Genomic DNA, 15507 nt, shown 5'->3' with positions numbered 1-15507 from the left:
CTTCTACTACTGCTGCGGCTGGCCAGGGTTGTTCTGGCCAGGCTGCGGCTGGTACGGCTGCTGCGGCTGAGCCTGCGGTGCCGGCTGCTGGTACTGCTGCTGCGGCTGGTACGGCTGCTGTGGCTGGGCTTGCGGAGCCTGCTGAATTGCAGCCTGCTCCTGGTGCTCGTCATCGTTGCGCATTTCCTTGACTTCGGACTTGAAGATACGCATGGAGCGGCCGAGCGAACGTGCGGCATCCGGCAACTTCTTTGCACCAAAGAGCAAGACAAGAACGACCAGGATAATGATGATTTCCCAGGGACCTAGGTTCGGCATCCGCTTAGAGACCTTTCGAATGAATACAAATACAAGTGGCAAGTTGCCACATCGTGCGCGATTAAAGCTTTGATTTAAGCCTTGTCGTTTCGACCATACTCTGCCAAAGCTTCGCGGGCTCGCGCAACAACGGCGTTTTTCAATTTTAAGGGCTCAGCGACCGTTACGCTCGGTGAACGGCGGAGCACAAAGGAGACTGTTGCGGCCAAGTCGGACATCGGCACGTCAGCGACATATTCCGACTGCCCTAAGCCTTGGTCAGAGACCAGTTCGGTATCCTCTTCTTCTCCCTCATCTTCGGTAAAGAAGACCGGTTCATAGTCTGCGATCCAGGTGGCGTCGGCGTCGATAAGCACACTTGCCCATTCGGACGTTCCCGTTTCCGCACCAAAGGCGTGGGGATCACGGATATCGAAAGGCTCGGGGCGGTGGAAACCGGCGGGAGTGTCGAGGACCTCGGCGGCCTCCAGGCGGTCGACGCGGAAGCTCTTCTGGCGACGGTCTTCCTGCGCACGGTCCACAGCGCGGAGGTACGTCGTGGATTCAACTGTATAAACGTTGACACAGTCAAGCTCACGGACTGTAATCTGCCCTGAGGCATTCCGGTAGCGCACCTTCAACACCTTGCGCTGATGCAGCGCGGAATAAATCTGCTCAGAAAAGGAAAAGGCCTTGCCATTTTCCGCAGCGGTCGAGTCAATGATGGGGACGTTTATTCCCAGAGCACTGCGTAGTTTTGTCGCGGCCGTCTGCGCGGCCTCGGAGGAAGTGGTGGCTGCGGAGTCCTCGATGGTTTCCAGGATGAGCAGCAAGGTCGCGGTTTCTTCGGCTGTGAGCGCACGTGGCTGGCTGAGCACCGTTGCCTGAGGCCGAATGCGGACATCAAAGCTGTTGCGGTAATCAACTTCAAAAGCCCGCACTCCGAGGAGTCCCGGCTGGTCGATGTCGGCAATCTGCTCCACGATTGCCCGAATTCGGGCAAAAGGTATGGCCAGCTCGGTAGCGGCCTCTGTCATTGAACGGTGCTGCGAAAAGTACGGTACGACCGCCAACAACTCGTCGACACTGACATTCGCGTCAAGTTCCCGGGCTGCATGCACTGTCATTAGTTGCCCTCCAAAGCGTTCTTCGCACCATTCGATCCGCCATGGCGAGCGAGTACCTGCTCCAACCGAGCAATAATCTCCGACCGTGCCTCTTCAGGTGATTCCACAATCAAATCCGGTGCGTAACTCAAACCTGTGGACACAATCTCACTCACAGGTGCCGCTGGCAGCTCGTAGCGCCCATCCCCCAACGCGGTCGCTTTCATCACCACATCAGCGCAGGTATTCGGAGCGATACGAACAACCGCCTGATAGGTCTTGCCACCGCGGTGCAACATGTTTTCCGCAATCTGTTGCAAGTCACCATCGGGCATTGGCTGGGTCGCCGACGTCCCTGTATCCGACACATCGCGGATACGGCTGAGCCGGAACATACGCGCGGCCTCACGCTGCGGATCAAAGCCCAACACATAAAAGCGCCCGCGCAGGTTAATCAGACCCCACGGCTCCAGCATGCGCAGTTCATCATCCACGCCGTACTGGCGGGAGTACCACATCTCCACTGTCCGGCGCGGCGAGGTCATCGCGGTCAGCAGTGTGCTGAAATCCACTCGACTCATATCCACCGCATCGGCCACCACCACCGACTCATCCGGCTTCGCAATGGCGCTGCGCTGCGCAAACGATGCGAGCTTCCGCCACGCCGCCACAGCCGTCGAGCTCAGCTCCTCCGAACCAAACGCCGCATTCGCCGCCTGGAAAACCACCGAAGCCTCCGCTTCAGTGAACTCGGGGTCGTGCTGGGGCCACCGTAGTCTGTTCAGGCGCAGACGTTTGACCTTATCGCCCGCGCTTGACGACGAAACCTCCACCGGGACCCCGGCTGCCAGGAGTGCCGCGGTGTCCGCACGTAAATAACGAGCCCGGGAATCCTCGGAAACACGGGAGTAACCCTCGACATGTTTGGAGATCCACGACTCGCTGACCCACCCGGTGTCGTCGGCAAGCGCCAACAGCAGCTGAACCTGACGTTGGTTCTCACTGATCGCAGCGGATCCGGGGTTTTCCGATACAGGTGAGACAGACACGACTGTGGGGCTCCTTTTCCTGGGGCAGTTTCCGGGGACGGAACTAGTTATTCGAATCCGTATCCGAGGTCTTCTTCGCGGCCGTCAGAATCTCGATCATCTCATTGACCTCATCGTTTTCCGTGGCAAAGGGGTCGCCGAGCATAGTGGAGATGGGATCGTCGCCGGAGATTTTCAGGTGTGTCCAGTCCACTACGGTCTTCAAACTGGAGTCTTCGGCTGCAACGAGGAAATCACCGCGCAGCTTCGCACGAGTAGTTGGCGGTGCGATGCGGACCGCCTCAGCGACCTGCTCATCGGTAATCCACCGCGAGGCAATACCACGGGCTTCCAGCGCGCGGAAGATGCCTCGGCCGGGACGGATGTCGTGGTAGGCCAAGTCGATTTGATGAAGCTTGGGGTCCTCCAGCGTTAGACCGCGGTCCAGGTAGCGCTTCATGAGCGAGTACTTAATGGCCCAGTCAATGTCGTGCTCAATGAGAGACCAGTCACCGGTTTCCACGGCATCGAGCGCGCGACCCCACAGCTCGACAATGCGGCTCATTTCTTCGTTGGACGTGCCGGCACCGGCAATGCCCTTGTCCTCGTTGACCATGTTTTCTTCGCGGACCTTCAGCCACTCCGTCGCAGCGTCCAGGAACTCGCGTTGAATCTGCAGTGCGGTGGCAGTTTCGCCACTGCGCAGTGGAATCTCGGCCTTGCCGGTCATATCGCGGCTCACCGCACGGATGGACTTGATTTCGTTGGCGACTTCGAAGTCCGGCAACTTCACGCCGGCTTCAATCATCTCCAGTACCAGCTGAGTGGAGCCAATTTTGAGCGCAGTCGTCGTCTCACTCATGTTGGAGTCGCCCACGATGACGTGCAAGCGGCGGAATCGGTTGGAGTCCGCGTGTGGCTCATCGCGAGTGTTAATAATCGGCCGGGAGCGCGTCGTTGCACTGGAGACGCCCTCCCACACATGATCCGCGCGCTGCGAGAAGCAGTACTGAATCGGATCGTTGTGATACGGCGAGGTTGGGTACGGCAGGAAAATCTTCCCCGCGCCACAGATGAGCTGTCGCGTAACCAAGAAAGGTAGCAGCAGCTTGGACAGGGACTTCAGTCCCAGTTCACGTCCAACCAGGTAGTTTTCGTGACAACCGTAGGAGTTACCGACGGTATCAACGTTGTTCTTCAGCAGGTAGACCTTGCCACCGATGCCCTCGTCGGCAAGCTCTGCTTCAGCCTTTTCAGCGAGTTCATTCAAGATGACCTCGCCCGAGCGGTCGTACGCTACCAGCTGCGAGACCGAATCGCACTCAGCGGTAGCGTACTCCGGGTGGCTTCCGACATCGAGGTACATACGACCAGCATTGGGGGTGAAAATGTTGGTTGCCCCGTACTTAGCGATCACCGGGCGGAACATGTAGCGGGCAATCTCATCCGGTCCCAGACGGCGCGAGCCATCCAGCGTCAGAGTGATGCCGAACTCGGTCTCAATACCGGTGATGCGTCGGGTCAACGCCTGTGCCGGTACCGGTGTCGGCGTTGCTTCCGGCTCCTGCTGCCCTACCTGCTGGTCAGTCACTTTTTACTGGCCACCCTTCTGGACATACGAACGCACGAACTCCTCGGCGTTGTTCTCCAGCAGACCATCAATTTCATCCAGCAGGTCGTCAGCAGCTGCAACGTGCTCCTGAGCCTGACCGCCGCCAGCGACCTCGCCGAACTCTTCCTCGTCGCCTCCGCCGGAACCGCCGCCGAAAACCTGAGTGTTACCAGCCATGATATTGCTCCTTAAAAATGAACTTTTGAGTATTACTGCTCTATTACTGCACTATGTGTGCCTATTGTTCGCGGATAGCCCCGAGAGTACGCAGATGCTCAACCACCTTGGCCACTGTCTCCGCAGACTCCAACACGTCACCGCATTCTGCGGCAGTGAAACGGTCAACTTCATCCAGCGTAATGTAGGCCAGCGTAATTCCAGGCGACTCCACGTCACGAGTGCTCCGATACACCCCCGCGGTGTCCACCACCAAGCTGGTCCAACTGCCCGCGACGACATCCTTGCCAAAGCGGCGCAGAATGCCACCGCGTACATACGCACGCGTAGACTCCGGTGCGTATTCAACCGCTCGGTCGACTTCTTCCTCGGTCACGAGTGTGCGCATCGAACCGCGGCGCACCAGCGCATGGTACAGCCCACGAGCAGGGTCAATATCCGAGTACTGAATATCAATCAACGCCAACTTCGGGTGGTCCCAGCCCGCGCCCAGGCGGGTACGCAGGCCCTCCATGAGGTTGTATTTCGCCACCCAATCCAGCAGATGGGCTGCCTTGCGGGGGTCGTCGGAAAGCACGTCGAGCACTTCACGCCAGAGCTTGACGACGTCGCCCTGCTGGTCGTAGCTCTCCACGCGACGCAGGTACTCGTACTGCATTTCCACTGCGGACATCCACGTGACATGGTCTGCCAGCTGCAGCTTCTCGGTGCAAGTCAAGTCTCGGGAGACCTTATGGACGGCCTCGACGGGGTTGCGGAGCTGCAGGTCGTCGAAACGCACGCCGTCCTCGATGGCGTCGATGACCAAACCTGTGGTGCCCAGCTTGAGGAAGGTGGCGACCTCGCTCATGTTGGCATCACCGATGATGACGTGCAGGCGGCGGAAGCGATCGGAGTCTGCGTGTGGTTCATCGCGGGTGTTGATGATGCCGCGGTTCAAAGTGGTCTCCAGCGAGACTTCAGTCTCGATGTAGTCCGCGCGCTGCGAAATCTGGAAACCCGACTCCTGCCCCGTCTGTCCCAGACCCACGCGACCAGCGCCCGTGAACACCTGGCGGGTGACGAAAAACGGCGTCAGACCGGCGACGATGTCATCGAACTCGGTTTCTCGGGAGAAAAGGTAGTTCTCGTGGGCACCATACGAGGCGCCCTTGCCATCGACATTGTTGCGGTAGAGCTTCAGCATCGGACCTGGATTGCCCTCAGCATCGGTGGCTTCGGCGGCAAGCTGAGCTGCGCGCAGCATAATCTTGTCACCTGCGCGGTCAGCGATAACCGCCTCGCGGGCGGTTGCCGTCTCCGGTGAGGAGTACTCCGGGTGCGCGTGATCGACGTAGAAACGGGCACCATTTTGCACCAGCAGGTTTGCAGCGCCGACGGCATTCGGGTCAACAATCGGTGGCTGGTGGTAACGGCGCAGGTCGAAACCACGGCTGTCGCGCAGTGGCGACTCTGGTGCGTAATCCCAGCGGATGCGCCCCGACAGGCCCTCCTCCTGCTCATGCGCGAAAGCGAGCACGGCTTGCGTGGAGGTGAGAATTGGGCTGACATCCGGGTTGTCCGGGCTGGAAATGCCGTACTCAATCTCCGTGCCGAAGAAGCGGTTCGACTGTGCAGAACTGGCGGCGGATTTAGCCATGGCGAATCACCTCGACCGAGGCAACGCGCGCCGCTGGACGACCGGAGATGCGAGCCCACTCATCCGGGTTCGAGGTATTCGGCAGGTCCTCGTTCTGCGCGAACTCCTCCGCCACGGCGGACAGCAGATGGTCCAAGCTAATGCCCGCCTCGCCACCGGCGATAACCGACTTGATGGCGGACTTCTTCGCGCGGTCGACGATGTTGGAAATCATCGCGCCGGAGTTGAAATCGCGGTAGTACATGACCTCGCTGGTGCCATCTGCATAGCGGATCCGCACATACTCGTTTTCTGCCGTCTTGGCGTACATTCGCTCAACGACCTGATCAATGAGGTGTGCCACATTCTGTTCCACCCCACCGTGAGCCTCTACCTCAGCCGCGTTGTACGGCAGCTCCGGGGTCAAGTACTTGCGGAAGATATCCTTCGCCGCAGCCTCATTCGGGCGCTCAATGCGGATCTTCACATCCAGGCGTCCCGGGCGCAGAATTGCCGGGTCGATCATCTCCTCGCGGTTGGTGGCACCAATCACGATGACGTTTTCCAGCCCCTCTACACCGTCAAGTTCACTGAGCAGCTGCGGGACCACAGTGTTTTCCATATCCGAGGAGATACCCGAACCACGAGTGCGGAAAATCGAGTCCATCTCATCGAAAAAGACAATAACCGGCTTGCCGTCCTCAGCGATGTCGCGAGCGCGGTCGAATATCAGGCGAATCTGACGCTCCGTCTCGCCCACGAACTTGTTCAGCAACTCCGGGCCCTTGACATTCAAGAAGTACGATTGAGCTCGCTGCGCCTCCGCCTCGGTCTTACCTCGGGATAGCGCAATCTTGCGTGCCAACGAATTAGCCACAGCCTTGGCAATCAGCGTCTTACCATTGCCGGGAGGACCGTAGAGCAGCACACCCTTCGGCGGACGCAGGTTGTACTGCTCAAACAGTTCGGGCTGCAGGAACGGCATCTCCACGGCGTCGTGAATCTGCTCAATCTGACTGTCCAGACCACCGATATCCGTGTAGGTGACATCCGGTACCTCTTCCAGCACCAGGTTTTCCACCTCGGACTTCGGAATGACCTCAAACGCATAGCCCGACTTGCGATCAATCATCACCGAGTCCCCCGGCTTCGGCGACAAATCCCCCGCCAGAGACACCACGAATTCCTCACCGTGAGTATCCGAGGCCAAAATGCGCTCCCGATCCGGCAGCACCTCACGAACATTGGCGATGTCGCCGCTTTCCGGATAACCGCAGTCCTCCACGATTATCGAGCCCTCATTCAGACGCACCTGCGCACCCGGCCGAAGCGCCCGCTCATTAATCTCCGGCTGCACCCGCAGGCGCATCCGTCGATTTCCGGTAAAAACCTCTGCGGTGCCTTTCTCCGGCCCCGGCTTAAGGAAAATACCGTACGTGCTAGGCGGCTCCAGCATATCCTCCATGTCTTGGCGCAGTAGCTCTAGCTTGTTACGGGAGTCCCGCAACAGCTCAACCAGGCGATTATTACGAATGCCGAGGTTGTAGTTCTTCTGCTCAAGATCACGGATTTTGTCAGACGGCGTTGTCATGTATCCCAGATTACCCATAGGGCCAGATGCCGTTGTTGCTTGGTCGATTTAGACCGTGTGTCGCATCACGCTTTACGACGGCTACACCTCCCAGCGCGAAGCGGCGGGTCTAGAGCTTCTTTTGATTTCGTCGCTGTGGGCGCGGAGGCACCGTGCCGTCGGCAAGCCTGCGTGCCCACACCAGGAATGCGGTATGCGCCTGCATACGGTGCGCCGGGCGGACGGAGAGATCCTGAACATTCCAGTCGCGGACCAGGGATTCCCAGGCGCGTGGTTCGGTGAAGCACTTCTGCGCGCGGATGCCCTCCATGACTTTCATTAGCTGCGGAACAGTGGCGACATAGACCATGAGCACGCCGCCAGGCTGAAGCACCTTCGAAACGGTGTCCAGGCATTCCCATGGAGCGAGCATGTCCAGAATGACTCGGTCGACCGGGCCGCCGAGCGACTCGACGGAGGCCTCGTTGAGATCGCCCAGGCGCAAGTCCCAGTTGTCGGGCTTGTGACCCATGAAGTCGACAACGTTGCGTTCCGCGTGCTCGATGTGATCCTCGCGGACCTCGTAGGAAATAAGCTGCCCGTCAGCGCCGATGGCGCGGAGCAGGTTGAGGCTGAGCGCGCCGGAGCCAGCGCCGGCCTCCAACACGCGCGCACCTGGGAAGATGTCGCCCTCGACGATGATCTGTGCAGCATCCTTCGGGTAAATCACCGCAGCACCGCGCGGCATGGACAGGACGTAATCGACCAGCAAGTGACGCATGGCCAGGTAGACGGTGCCTTCGCTGGAGGTGACGGTGGTGCCTTCCTTGGCGCCGATGAGGTCGTCGTGGAGGATGGTGCCGCGGTGAGTGAAGAACTTGCCACCCTCCTCGAGGATGACGGTGAAGTGGCGATTCTTCGAGTCAGTCAGCTGGACTCGGTCGCCGACTTGGAATGGTCCGCTCAATGCCATAGGTGTGTGGGCTCCTTTTGGGGTTTGGTTGGGTCGGGTCATGTCGGGTGCAGCCAAATCCGGGCGGTACTCTAACCTGGCTAGTATGCCCGACAATGCCCAAAGTTCTAAGTCAGCTGTTCAGCCTTCCCGCCGCTCTAAGTTGGCGCTGTCGCCGTCGAGAGCTAATGACTACCGCCAGTGCCCGCTGAAGTACCGGTTCCGTGCGATTGACAAGATTCCGGAGCCGTCGACTGTCGCGCAGGTCAAGGGCACGTTGGTACATGCTGTGCTCGAACAGATGCATGCCTGGCCCCGTGAAGAACGCACTTACCCCGCAGCGGTGAAATGGCTGAAGCCGACCTGGGAGGACATGTGTGCAAAGGACGAGGAACTGATTGAGCTAGTTCCGGAGGATGATTACTACGACTTCCTGGTCGAATGCCGCGGCCTGCTCAAGGGGTATTTCATGATGGAAAACCCCATGGGCTTCGATGCGGCCGAGATGGAAAAGTTCGTTCAGCTGGTTATCGATCCGGATGCGGATCAGACTGTGCCATTGTCAGTGCCACTTCGTGGTTTTATCGACCGCGTCGATATTGCCCCGACCGGTGAGGTCCGGATTGTCGACTACAAGACGGGCAAGAAGCCCTCTCCTCGCTTCCAGGATGAGGCGCTCTTCCAGATGCGGTTTTACGCGCTGGTGTGGTGGCGGCTCACCGGTCGTATCCCGGAACAGCTGCGGTTGATGTACCTGAAGGTTGCCGATGACCTGGTGCTGAGTCCCAACGCGACAGAATTAGAGGCCTTCCAAGCGGAGATTGCCGACTTGTGGTCGGCGATCGTGCGCGACGGTGAAAACGGTGACTTTGTACCGAAGAAGTCCAAGCTCTGCGGGTGGTGTTCTTTCCAGGAGATGTGCCCTGCCTATGGCGGGGTCACACCGGAGTACCCCGGTTGGCCGGGTGCTGTCGGCGATGGCGGCACTGAGTAAAAGCTGCGGATGGGGTGGCTCTCGCGGCGAACTTAGCTTTCGCGGGGTGCCACCGTCGGCGGTAACGGTGTCAGTACAAGTTACTGACTAGGTTTATGACAGGTGAATGGACTTAACCGCTTCGATTTTGTCATAAACCTAGTCAGTTTCTCTATGCGGTGTTCTAGGTAGCCCCCCACTACAGCAGTGCGCTGCCGAAGGCGAAACCGAACGCGACGGACAGGGCAATACATAAGGTGCCTGGGATGATGAACGAGTGGTTAAACACGTATTTGCCAATTCGGGTTGTGCCAGTGTCGTCCATCTCCACCGCGGCAAGGAGCGTCGGGTAAGTAGGCAGTACGAATAGCGCGGAAGTCGCTGCGAAGGAAGCAATCGCAGTGATGGGAGAAACTCCCACCGCGAGTGCAGCGGGCATGATGGCCTTTGCCGTGGCCGCCTGCGAGTACAGCAATGCGGCCGCAAAGAAGAGCACGATTGCCAGCATCCACGGCATTGTGGTCAGTAGGCTGCCGGACGCGGCCTTAATGTCGTCGATGTAGTGGTTGATAATTGTGGTTCCCAGCCACGCCACACCGAGAACGCAGACGCTGGCGGACATGCCCGATTTGAACACCGGGGTGTTCAAAATGGTTGCCGCGTCCAACTTGCAGGCCAGCACGATAACGGTGGCGGCGGTCAGCATGATTGACATGATCGCCTCGTTTCGTGGGAGCGTGGGATCAGCGATGAAGCCGACCTGTTCAGTGCTGATGGTCGCGTAGACCATTACCGCGAGAATCGAGAGTAGGAAAATCGCCACAGACCACTTGGCCGACTTGGTTGGCACGTATTCGCTCATCTGGTCACGTGGCTTGGAGACTAACCCCTTTTCCAAGCGGCTTTGATACTCCGGATCGTCGTCAAGCTCTTTGCCTAAGTGATTCGTGACAAAGGCGGTCGGAAGGATGGCGAGGAACGTCGAAGGAATGACAATCGCCAGGAGTGTGAGATAACCAACGCCGCGAGGTTCCATGAGCGAAGCCATGAGCACCACAGCCGCTGAGATGGGTGATGCCGTAATCGCCAACTGAGATGCGATGACCGCCACGGACAGCGGGCGGGACGGGCGAACGCCTCCCTTCTTGGATACTTCGGCGATAACTGGGAGGGTGGAAAATGCGGTGTGGCCGGTGCCGGCGAGCAGGGTCATCAGGTAGGTGACAACCGGGGCCCAGTAGGTGATGTGTCGCGGATTTTTGCGCAGCAACCGTTCGGCAATGTGGACGAGATAGTCCATGCCTCCGGCCTTCTGCATAGCGGCAATTGCCGCGATTACCGACATAATGATGCCGATGACATCGAACGGAATGTCGTCTTTGGTGACCGGAACCCCGGTGATGCCCAGCGCCAAAACGCCCAGCCCACCGGCGAATCCGATAGCAATTGAACCAAGACGCGCGCCAAGGACGATCGCTGCTAGAACGATAAAGATTTGGACGGCAACTAACATGTGTATCTCCGAAAAGTCACTCGTTAGACTTGTTGCCGCTTAGGACAAATCGTCGAGGCGAGACTCCCCTGCCACGTAGCGCTTCCCCCGGTATTCCGGGTGCATGAGGTTCTCGGTGCTCAGGACCTGGTTGAGCTCCTTCTCGTCCATCAGCCCGCGTTCGAGGACAATGTCCCGGACGGAGCGGCCAGTGCGAGCGGCTTCCTTGCCAATCATATCGCCCTCGTGGTGGCCAATGACCGGATTCAGGTAGGTCACGATACCGATGGAGTTTTCCACATAGCCGCGGCAGACTTCCGGGTTAGCGGTGATGCCGGTAATGCACTTGTCGCGCAGAGTGTCGGTAGCACTGCGCAGCAGTTCAATCGACTCGAAGAGGCATGCGCCGATGACAGGCTCCATCACGTTTAGCTGCAACTGGCCAGCCTCGGCTGCCCAGGTCAGGGTCACGTCGTTGCCGAAGACCTTGAAGCAGGCCTGGTTCGCGACCTCTGGGATTACCGGGTTAACCTTTGCCGGCATAATCGAAGACCCAGCGGCGCGCTCCGGAAGGTTGATTTCATTCAGTCCGGCTCGTGGACCCGATGCCAGCAGGCGCAGGTCGTTGCACATCTTGGAAATCTTCATGGCCGCGCGCTTCAGGGATGCATGCACGCTGACGTAGGCGCCGGTATCGCTGGTGGCTTCGATTAGGTCCTTCGCAGAGGTCACCTTAAAGCCACTGACCTCACGCAGCGCCTGGGTCACGGCCTCGCGGTAGCCTGCCGGCGCATTTACACCGGTACCGATAGCGGTTGCTCCCAGGTTGATTTGCAGCAGGCGTGCCGACGCAGTTGCGATGGACTCCTGCTCTTCCTCAAGGTTGTGGGCAAATGCGTGGAAAGCCTGTCCCAGGGTCATGGGAACGGCATCCTGCAGCTGCGTGCGCCCCATTGTGATGATGTCGTTGAATTCATCACCCTTGGCGTGTAGAGCCTCAACCAGGGAGTCGAAGTGCTTCTGCAGGCTCAGCAGCGACATGTGGATGGCAAGACGGAAACCTGTTGGGTAGGCATCGTTGGTTGACTGGCACTGGTTGACATCATCGTTGGGGTGAATGACGTCGTATCGGCCCTTTTCCAGGCCGAGCAGTTCTAGAGCGAGGTTAGCGATGACCTCGTTGGTGTTCATGTTGAGACTGGTGCCAGCTCCACCCTGGAAGACATCGATTGGAAACTGATCCATGCAGCGTCCCTTTTCCAGGATTTCATCACATGCGGCGACGATGATGTCTGCAACATCGCTGGGCAGCGTGTGGACGCGCTGGTTGGCAATGGCCGTGGCCTTCTTCACCATCACCATGCCACGAATGAATTCGGGCACGTCGTTGATGGTCTTGGCTGAGATTTGGTAGTTGTCGATTGCGCGCAGGGTGTGGATGCCGTAGTAAGCCTCTGCCGGGACCTCCATAGAGCCAAGCAGGTCGACCTCGGTACGTGTTGCGGACATGTGGAAGCAATCCCTTCTAGCCTTTTAGCAGACCTAGTAGACGCAGCCTTGTGGGCCACATTTAGTGGCGATGATTGGTTACACCGCCAAAACTACAGTGCTGGCGTATGTGCCGCATGTACAGGCATAAAGTTACTGCTTCGGTCCGGCTAACGCCGTGCGCACTCTTAGTGTCAATATTACTACCTACGCTAGCGTAGGTAAAGGGTGGATTCAGCTAGGAAGCTCCCACTGGATAGCGTGTAAGGTTCGCGTGACTTAAATACGCGCGATACGGATATTCGAGGCCAAAATCGCCTCGGCACCAATCTTCGCCAGGGCATCCATGAGCGGGTTGGCCTCTGCCTTCGGAACTAGCGCGCGAACTGCTACCCAATCCTCGTTAGCCAGCGGCGACACGGTCGGACCAGACAGGCCCGGGGTGAGCTTGGATGCCTCTTCCAGCGCGGACGCACGGATGTTGTAGTCAATCATCAAGTACGTCTTGGCATGCAGAATGCCGGTCATGCGACGTAGGAACACCTGCTGCTCCTCGGTGACCTCTACACCCTTGCGTCCGACAACAACTGCCTCAGAGCTGACCAAAACATCGCCGAATGGCTTCAATCCCTGCTTGCGCAGGGTGCGACCGGTGGAGACAACATCGGCGATAACGTCGGCAACTCCCAAGCGGATGGAAATCTCCACTGCACCATCAAGGCGAATGACGGTGGCGTTAATGCCACGAGCCTTCAGATCCTCGCGCACCAGATTCGGGTACGAGGTGGCAATGCGCTTGCCCTCCAGAGCTTCTACGGTCCACTCCTCATCGGCCGGAGCGGCGTAGCGGAAGGTCGAGGCGCCGAAGCCCAGATTCAGAACCTCATCGACCGGAGCCAGCGAGTCAGCGGCCAGGTCGCGGCCGGTGATGCCCAAATCCAGATGGCCGTTGCCAACGTAGATAGGAATATCCTTCGGGCGGAGGAAGAAAAACTCAATGTCGTTGGCTTCGTCGTGGATGGTCAGGCTCTTGGAGTCGCCTCGACCCGGGTAGCCAGCTTCCTTCAGGATTTCGACTGCCGCCTCGGACAGCGATCCCTTGTTGGGCACGGCAATACGCAGCATGGTGTTGATTTCTCCTACAGGTACTTGTAAACATCCTCGGGGCTCAGCCCGCGACCGACCATGACCACCTGCAGCCAGTACAACAGCTGCGAAATCTCCTCTGCGAGGGCTTCGTCAGATTCGTGCTCAGCTGCAAGCCAGACCTCACCGGCCTCTTCGACAATTTTCTTGCCCTGGAAATGCACACCAGCGTCCAGCGCCTTGACTGTGCCCGATCCCTCGGGGCGCGACTGTGCTTTTTCCTTCAGCTCTGCAAACAGGTCATCAAAGTTCTTCACCCGGTCTATTGTTCCATGTCGTCTACTCGCCCGCGAAAGCAGCCCGCAATAAGCCCAAATTCGAGGTATCCAAATTGCCCGAAATGAAGCGCGCCGGGGGTACTAACGTCTCCACATCAGCCTGCGAAACGCTCACATCCGGCATTGGATTCCACACCACCGTGCATCCCGCAGCGAGTGCAGAGCGCACCCCCGTTGAGGAATCTTCGATAGCCAGGCAGTCCTCTGGCGCAAATCCGGCTAGCTCTGCGCCACGCAAGTACGGATCCGGTGCCGGTTTGCCGTTGGCCACCTCATCGCTACACACTGTTGCGGCGAAGTGCTGCTCCCCCATGACATCAATGCAGGGTTGCGCCACGTGCCGACGGGTATTGGTCACCAACACCACCGGAATGTCAGCAGCCCGGGCCTGGTCCAAAATCGCCGGCACACCCGGGCGCCACTCCACCCCATGTTCTAGAACCAATTCAGTGAAGCGACCTTCGACGAATTGGGAGCCCGAGGCAAACAGCTCGTCGTCAAGCGTGCGTCCCGCATGATCAGCACAAATCGACAGCGTGTCCCAGAGCGTGTTGCCGACGCATTGCAAGCGCAACTCCGGAGTCAGGCGGCGGCCTACGAATTCCGAGAGGTCGTACGTGGCAATCTCCCACAGAGGTTCCGTGTTGATGAGGCTGCCGTCCATGTCCCACAAAATTGCTTTCACACCATGCGACTATGCCAGGCAATCAAGCATTTAGCGATTATGTCAGCAAAACCGTCGGATGAAGGTTTAGAGTTTCAGGAAGGAAAGTATGTTGCGGTGCTGCATGAAACCACCGCATGAACGTGTCCCGCGTGAATGAAAGGCATCGACTCGCTATGACAACCACTGAAGATTCGCTCGCCCAGGCTATCGACCAACCCGAGGCATATTTCATTCCGCTAGGGACGGTCACCGAAGGCGAGCTCAGCTACGAGCGCTTCATGCCCACCAGCTTCACTTATGGGGCGTGGGGGCCGTTTCAGCACGGTGCGCCGCCGTCGGCGCTGCTGACGCGCATGTTGGAGCGCCGCCGTCTGGAAAGCGAGGGGATGCGTATTACTCGCATCGCCGTGGATCTGTTGTCGGCTGTACCGTACACGGAGCTCCGCGCGCGCTCATGGGTCTCGCGCTCGGGGCGGCAGATCGCCAAGGTCGAAGCCGAATTGCTTGCCGACGTCAAGGGTGCCTGGCGGCCAGTTGCCACGGCGTCCGCATGGATGATGGCCACTGCGGATACGCGGGATATTGAGCGTGCATTCGACAAGCAGGTGCCCGGGCCGGAGGAATGCAGCGCCGAGTACATTCCGCTTACCGACGATTGGAGTGGCGGCTACATCGAATCAATTGAAGCCCGCGCCGGCGCGACGGAAGAGCTGGCCGAGACGCAAATTCACTGGGTTCGCGCGCAGTACCCAATCGTGCTCGGGGAGGAGCCGACTGCGGTGGAGCGAGTCATGCAGGTAGCTGATACCGCCAACGGTATCGGGGCCACGCTGAGCCCGCACCAGTGGGCGTTTATGAATACCGACTTAGTGGTTCACCTGCACCGACTCCCCCAGCTCGGCGCCTCGGAGAAGTCGGCGGAATCGGAGTTGCAGTCGGAAGACGGCGGCTGGGTGGGCATCGCCGCCCGCGGTTCCATTGGGCCGGACGGAATCGGCATGACCGCGGGCGAGCTCTACGATGTGCACGGCCCCATCGGCCGCAGCATGCAGACCTTGCTGGTGCGACCGCAGGGATAGCGCGAAGCTACACGTTAAAGTACT

Annotated in this window: 15 protein-coding genes; 2 read left to right on the top strand and 13 right to left on the bottom strand. The window is 58.9% G+C overall.

The annotated features are described in order from the left end of the window. Window positions 1-6 precede the first annotated feature (6 nt). The 8 genes from tatA to ADB02_RS05175 form a co-directional block, all read right to left on the bottom strand. Complete coding sequence (gene tatA / locus ADB02_RS05210; protein WP_048734080.1) at window positions 7-318, bottom strand: Sec-independent protein translocase subunit TatA; 312 nt, start codon at window positions 316-318, stop codon at window positions 7-9. A gap of 74 nt (window positions 319-392) precedes the next feature. After that, the gene (locus tag ADB02_RS05205; RefSeq protein ID WP_049189895.1) at window positions 393-1424 is read right to left on the bottom strand and encodes a helix-turn-helix transcriptional regulator; all 1032 of its coding nucleotides are present in this window, start codon (window positions 1422-1424) and stop codon (window positions 393-395) included. Next, entirely contained in the window at window positions 1424-2452 is a 1029-nt protein-coding gene (locus tag ADB02_RS05200; protein ID WP_049189894.1) for a helix-turn-helix transcriptional regulator, read from the bottom strand. The genes ADB02_RS05205 and ADB02_RS05200 overlap by 1 nt, the downstream gene beginning before the upstream one ends. 43 nt (window positions 2453-2495) lie before the next feature. After that, window positions 2496-3956: a Pup--protein ligase gene (gene pafA / locus ADB02_RS05195; protein ID WP_049189969.1), complete on the bottom strand. Its 1461-nt coding sequence runs from the start codon at window positions 3954-3956 to the stop codon at window positions 2496-2498. A gap of 69 nt (window positions 3957-4025) precedes the next feature. Next, the gene (locus ADB02_RS05190; protein WP_005510795.1) at window positions 4026-4220 is read right to left on the bottom strand and encodes a ubiquitin-like protein Pup; all 195 of its coding nucleotides are present in this window, start codon (window positions 4218-4220) and stop codon (window positions 4026-4028) included. 61 nt (window positions 4221-4281) lie between these two features. Then, window positions 4282-5859 (bottom strand): depupylase/deamidase Dop, encoded by a 1578-nt coding sequence (gene dop / locus ADB02_RS05185; protein ID WP_049170549.1) that lies wholly within the window; start codon window positions 5857-5859, stop codon window positions 4282-4284. Then, a complete protein-coding gene (gene arc / locus ADB02_RS05180; protein WP_241482408.1) occupies window positions 5852-7429 on the bottom strand; it encodes a proteasome ATPase in 1578 nt (525 codons plus the stop codon). The genes dop and arc overlap by 8 nt, the downstream gene beginning before the upstream one ends. A gap of 109 nt (window positions 7430-7538) precedes the next feature. Further along, on the bottom strand, window positions 7539-8381 hold the full coding sequence (locus tag ADB02_RS05175; protein WP_049170556.1) for a tRNA (adenine-N1)-methyltransferase: 843 nt from the start codon (window positions 8379-8381) through the stop codon (window positions 7539-7541). An 85-nt stretch (window positions 8382-8466) separates the two neighbouring features. Here ADB02_RS05175 and ADB02_RS05170 point away from each other — a divergent pair, with 85 nt between their 5' ends. After that, on the top strand, window positions 8467-9354 hold the full coding sequence (locus ADB02_RS05170; RefSeq protein ID WP_049189891.1) for a RecB family exonuclease: 888 nt from the start codon (window positions 8467-8469) through the stop codon (window positions 9352-9354). Window positions 9355-9532: 178 nt separating this feature from the next. Here ADB02_RS05170 and ADB02_RS05165 read toward each other — a convergent pair whose 3' ends face one another. The 5 genes from ADB02_RS05165 to ADB02_RS05145 all read right to left on the bottom strand — a co-directional run bounded on the left by ADB02_RS05165 (window position 9533) and on the right by ADB02_RS05145 (window position 14422). Continuing rightward, on the bottom strand, window positions 9533-10846 hold the full coding sequence (locus tag ADB02_RS05165; protein WP_049189890.1) for an anaerobic C4-dicarboxylate transporter: 1314 nt from the start codon (window positions 10844-10846) through the stop codon (window positions 9533-9535). A 39-nt stretch (window positions 10847-10885) separates the two neighbouring features. After that, window positions 10886-12334 (bottom strand): aspartate ammonia-lyase, encoded by a 1449-nt coding sequence (gene aspA / locus ADB02_RS05160; protein ID WP_016422793.1) that lies wholly within the window; start codon window positions 12332-12334, stop codon window positions 10886-10888. A gap of 258 nt (window positions 12335-12592) precedes the next feature. Continuing rightward, window positions 12593-13438, bottom strand: a complete 846-nt coding sequence (gene hisG, locus ADB02_RS05155; protein ID WP_016422792.1) for an ATP phosphoribosyltransferase — start codon at window positions 13436-13438, stop codon at window positions 12593-12595. Between the two features lie 14 nt (window positions 13439-13452). Further along, window positions 13453-13716 carry a phosphoribosyl-ATP diphosphatase gene (locus tag ADB02_RS05150; RefSeq protein WP_005510825.1) on the bottom strand — a complete coding sequence of 88 codons (264 nt, stop codon included), beginning with the start codon at window positions 13714-13716 and terminating at the stop codon, window positions 13453-13455. 22 nt (window positions 13717-13738) lie between these two features. Then, window positions 13739-14422, bottom strand: coding sequence for an HAD family hydrolase (locus tag ADB02_RS05145; RefSeq protein WP_080969580.1), 684 nt, complete (start codon window positions 14420-14422; stop codon window positions 13739-13741). 155 nt (window positions 14423-14577) lie between these two features. Between ADB02_RS05145 and ADB02_RS05140 the strand changes: the two genes are divergently transcribed. Continuing rightward, on the top strand, window positions 14578-15483 hold the full coding sequence (locus ADB02_RS05140) for a thioesterase family protein (RefSeq protein ID WP_049189887.1): 906 nt from the start codon (window positions 14578-14580) through the stop codon (window positions 15481-15483). Window positions 15484-15507: the final 24 nt, after the last annotated feature.

Source organism: Corynebacterium sp. 212_CJEI (assembly GCF_001055915.1).
In the GTDB taxonomy this organism is placed as follows: Bacteria; Actinomycetota; Actinomycetes; order Mycobacteriales; family Mycobacteriaceae; genus Corynebacterium; species Corynebacterium jeikeium_D.
This window is presented reverse-complemented; position numbering and strand designations above follow the sequence as displayed.

Coding starts and splice junctions, on each gene's coding strand:
- tatA (WP_048734080.1), bottom strand. CDS start 318: ATGCCGAACCTAGGTCCCTGGGAAATCATCATTATCCTGGTCGTTCTT.
- ADB02_RS05205 (WP_049189895.1), bottom strand. CDS start 1,424: ATGACAGTGCATGCAGCCCGGGAACTTGACGCGAATGTCAGTGTCGAC.
- ADB02_RS05190 (WP_005510795.1), bottom strand. CDS start 4,220: ATGGCTGGTAACACTCAGGTTTTCGGCGGCGGTTCCGGCGGAGGCGAC.
- dop (WP_049170549.1), bottom strand. CDS start 5,859: ATGGCTAAATCCGCCGCCAGTTCTGCACAGTCGAACCGCTTCTTCGGC.
- arc (WP_241482408.1), bottom strand. CDS start 7,429: ATGACAACGCCGTCTGACAAAATCCGTGATCTTGAGCAGAAGAACTAC.
- ADB02_RS05175 (WP_049170556.1), bottom strand. CDS start 8,381: ATGGCATTGAGCGGACCATTCCAAGTCGGCGACCGAGTCCAGCTGACT.
- ADB02_RS05170 (WP_049189891.1), top strand. CDS start 8,467: ATGCCCGACAATGCCCAAAGTTCTAAGTCAGCTGTTCAGCCTTCCCGC.
- ADB02_RS05165 (WP_049189890.1), bottom strand. CDS start 10,846: ATGTTAGTTGCCGTCCAAATCTTTATCGTTCTAGCAGCGATCGTCCTT.
- aspA (WP_016422793.1), bottom strand. CDS start 12,334: ATGTCCGCAACACGTACCGAGGTCGACCTGCTTGGCTCTATGGAGGTC.
- hisG (WP_016422792.1), bottom strand. CDS start 13,438: ATGCTGCGTATTGCCGTGCCCAACAAGGGATCGCTGTCCGAGGCGGCA.
- ADB02_RS05140 (WP_049189887.1), top strand. CDS start 14,578: ATGACAACCACTGAAGATTCGCTCGCCCAGGCTATCGACCAACCCGAG.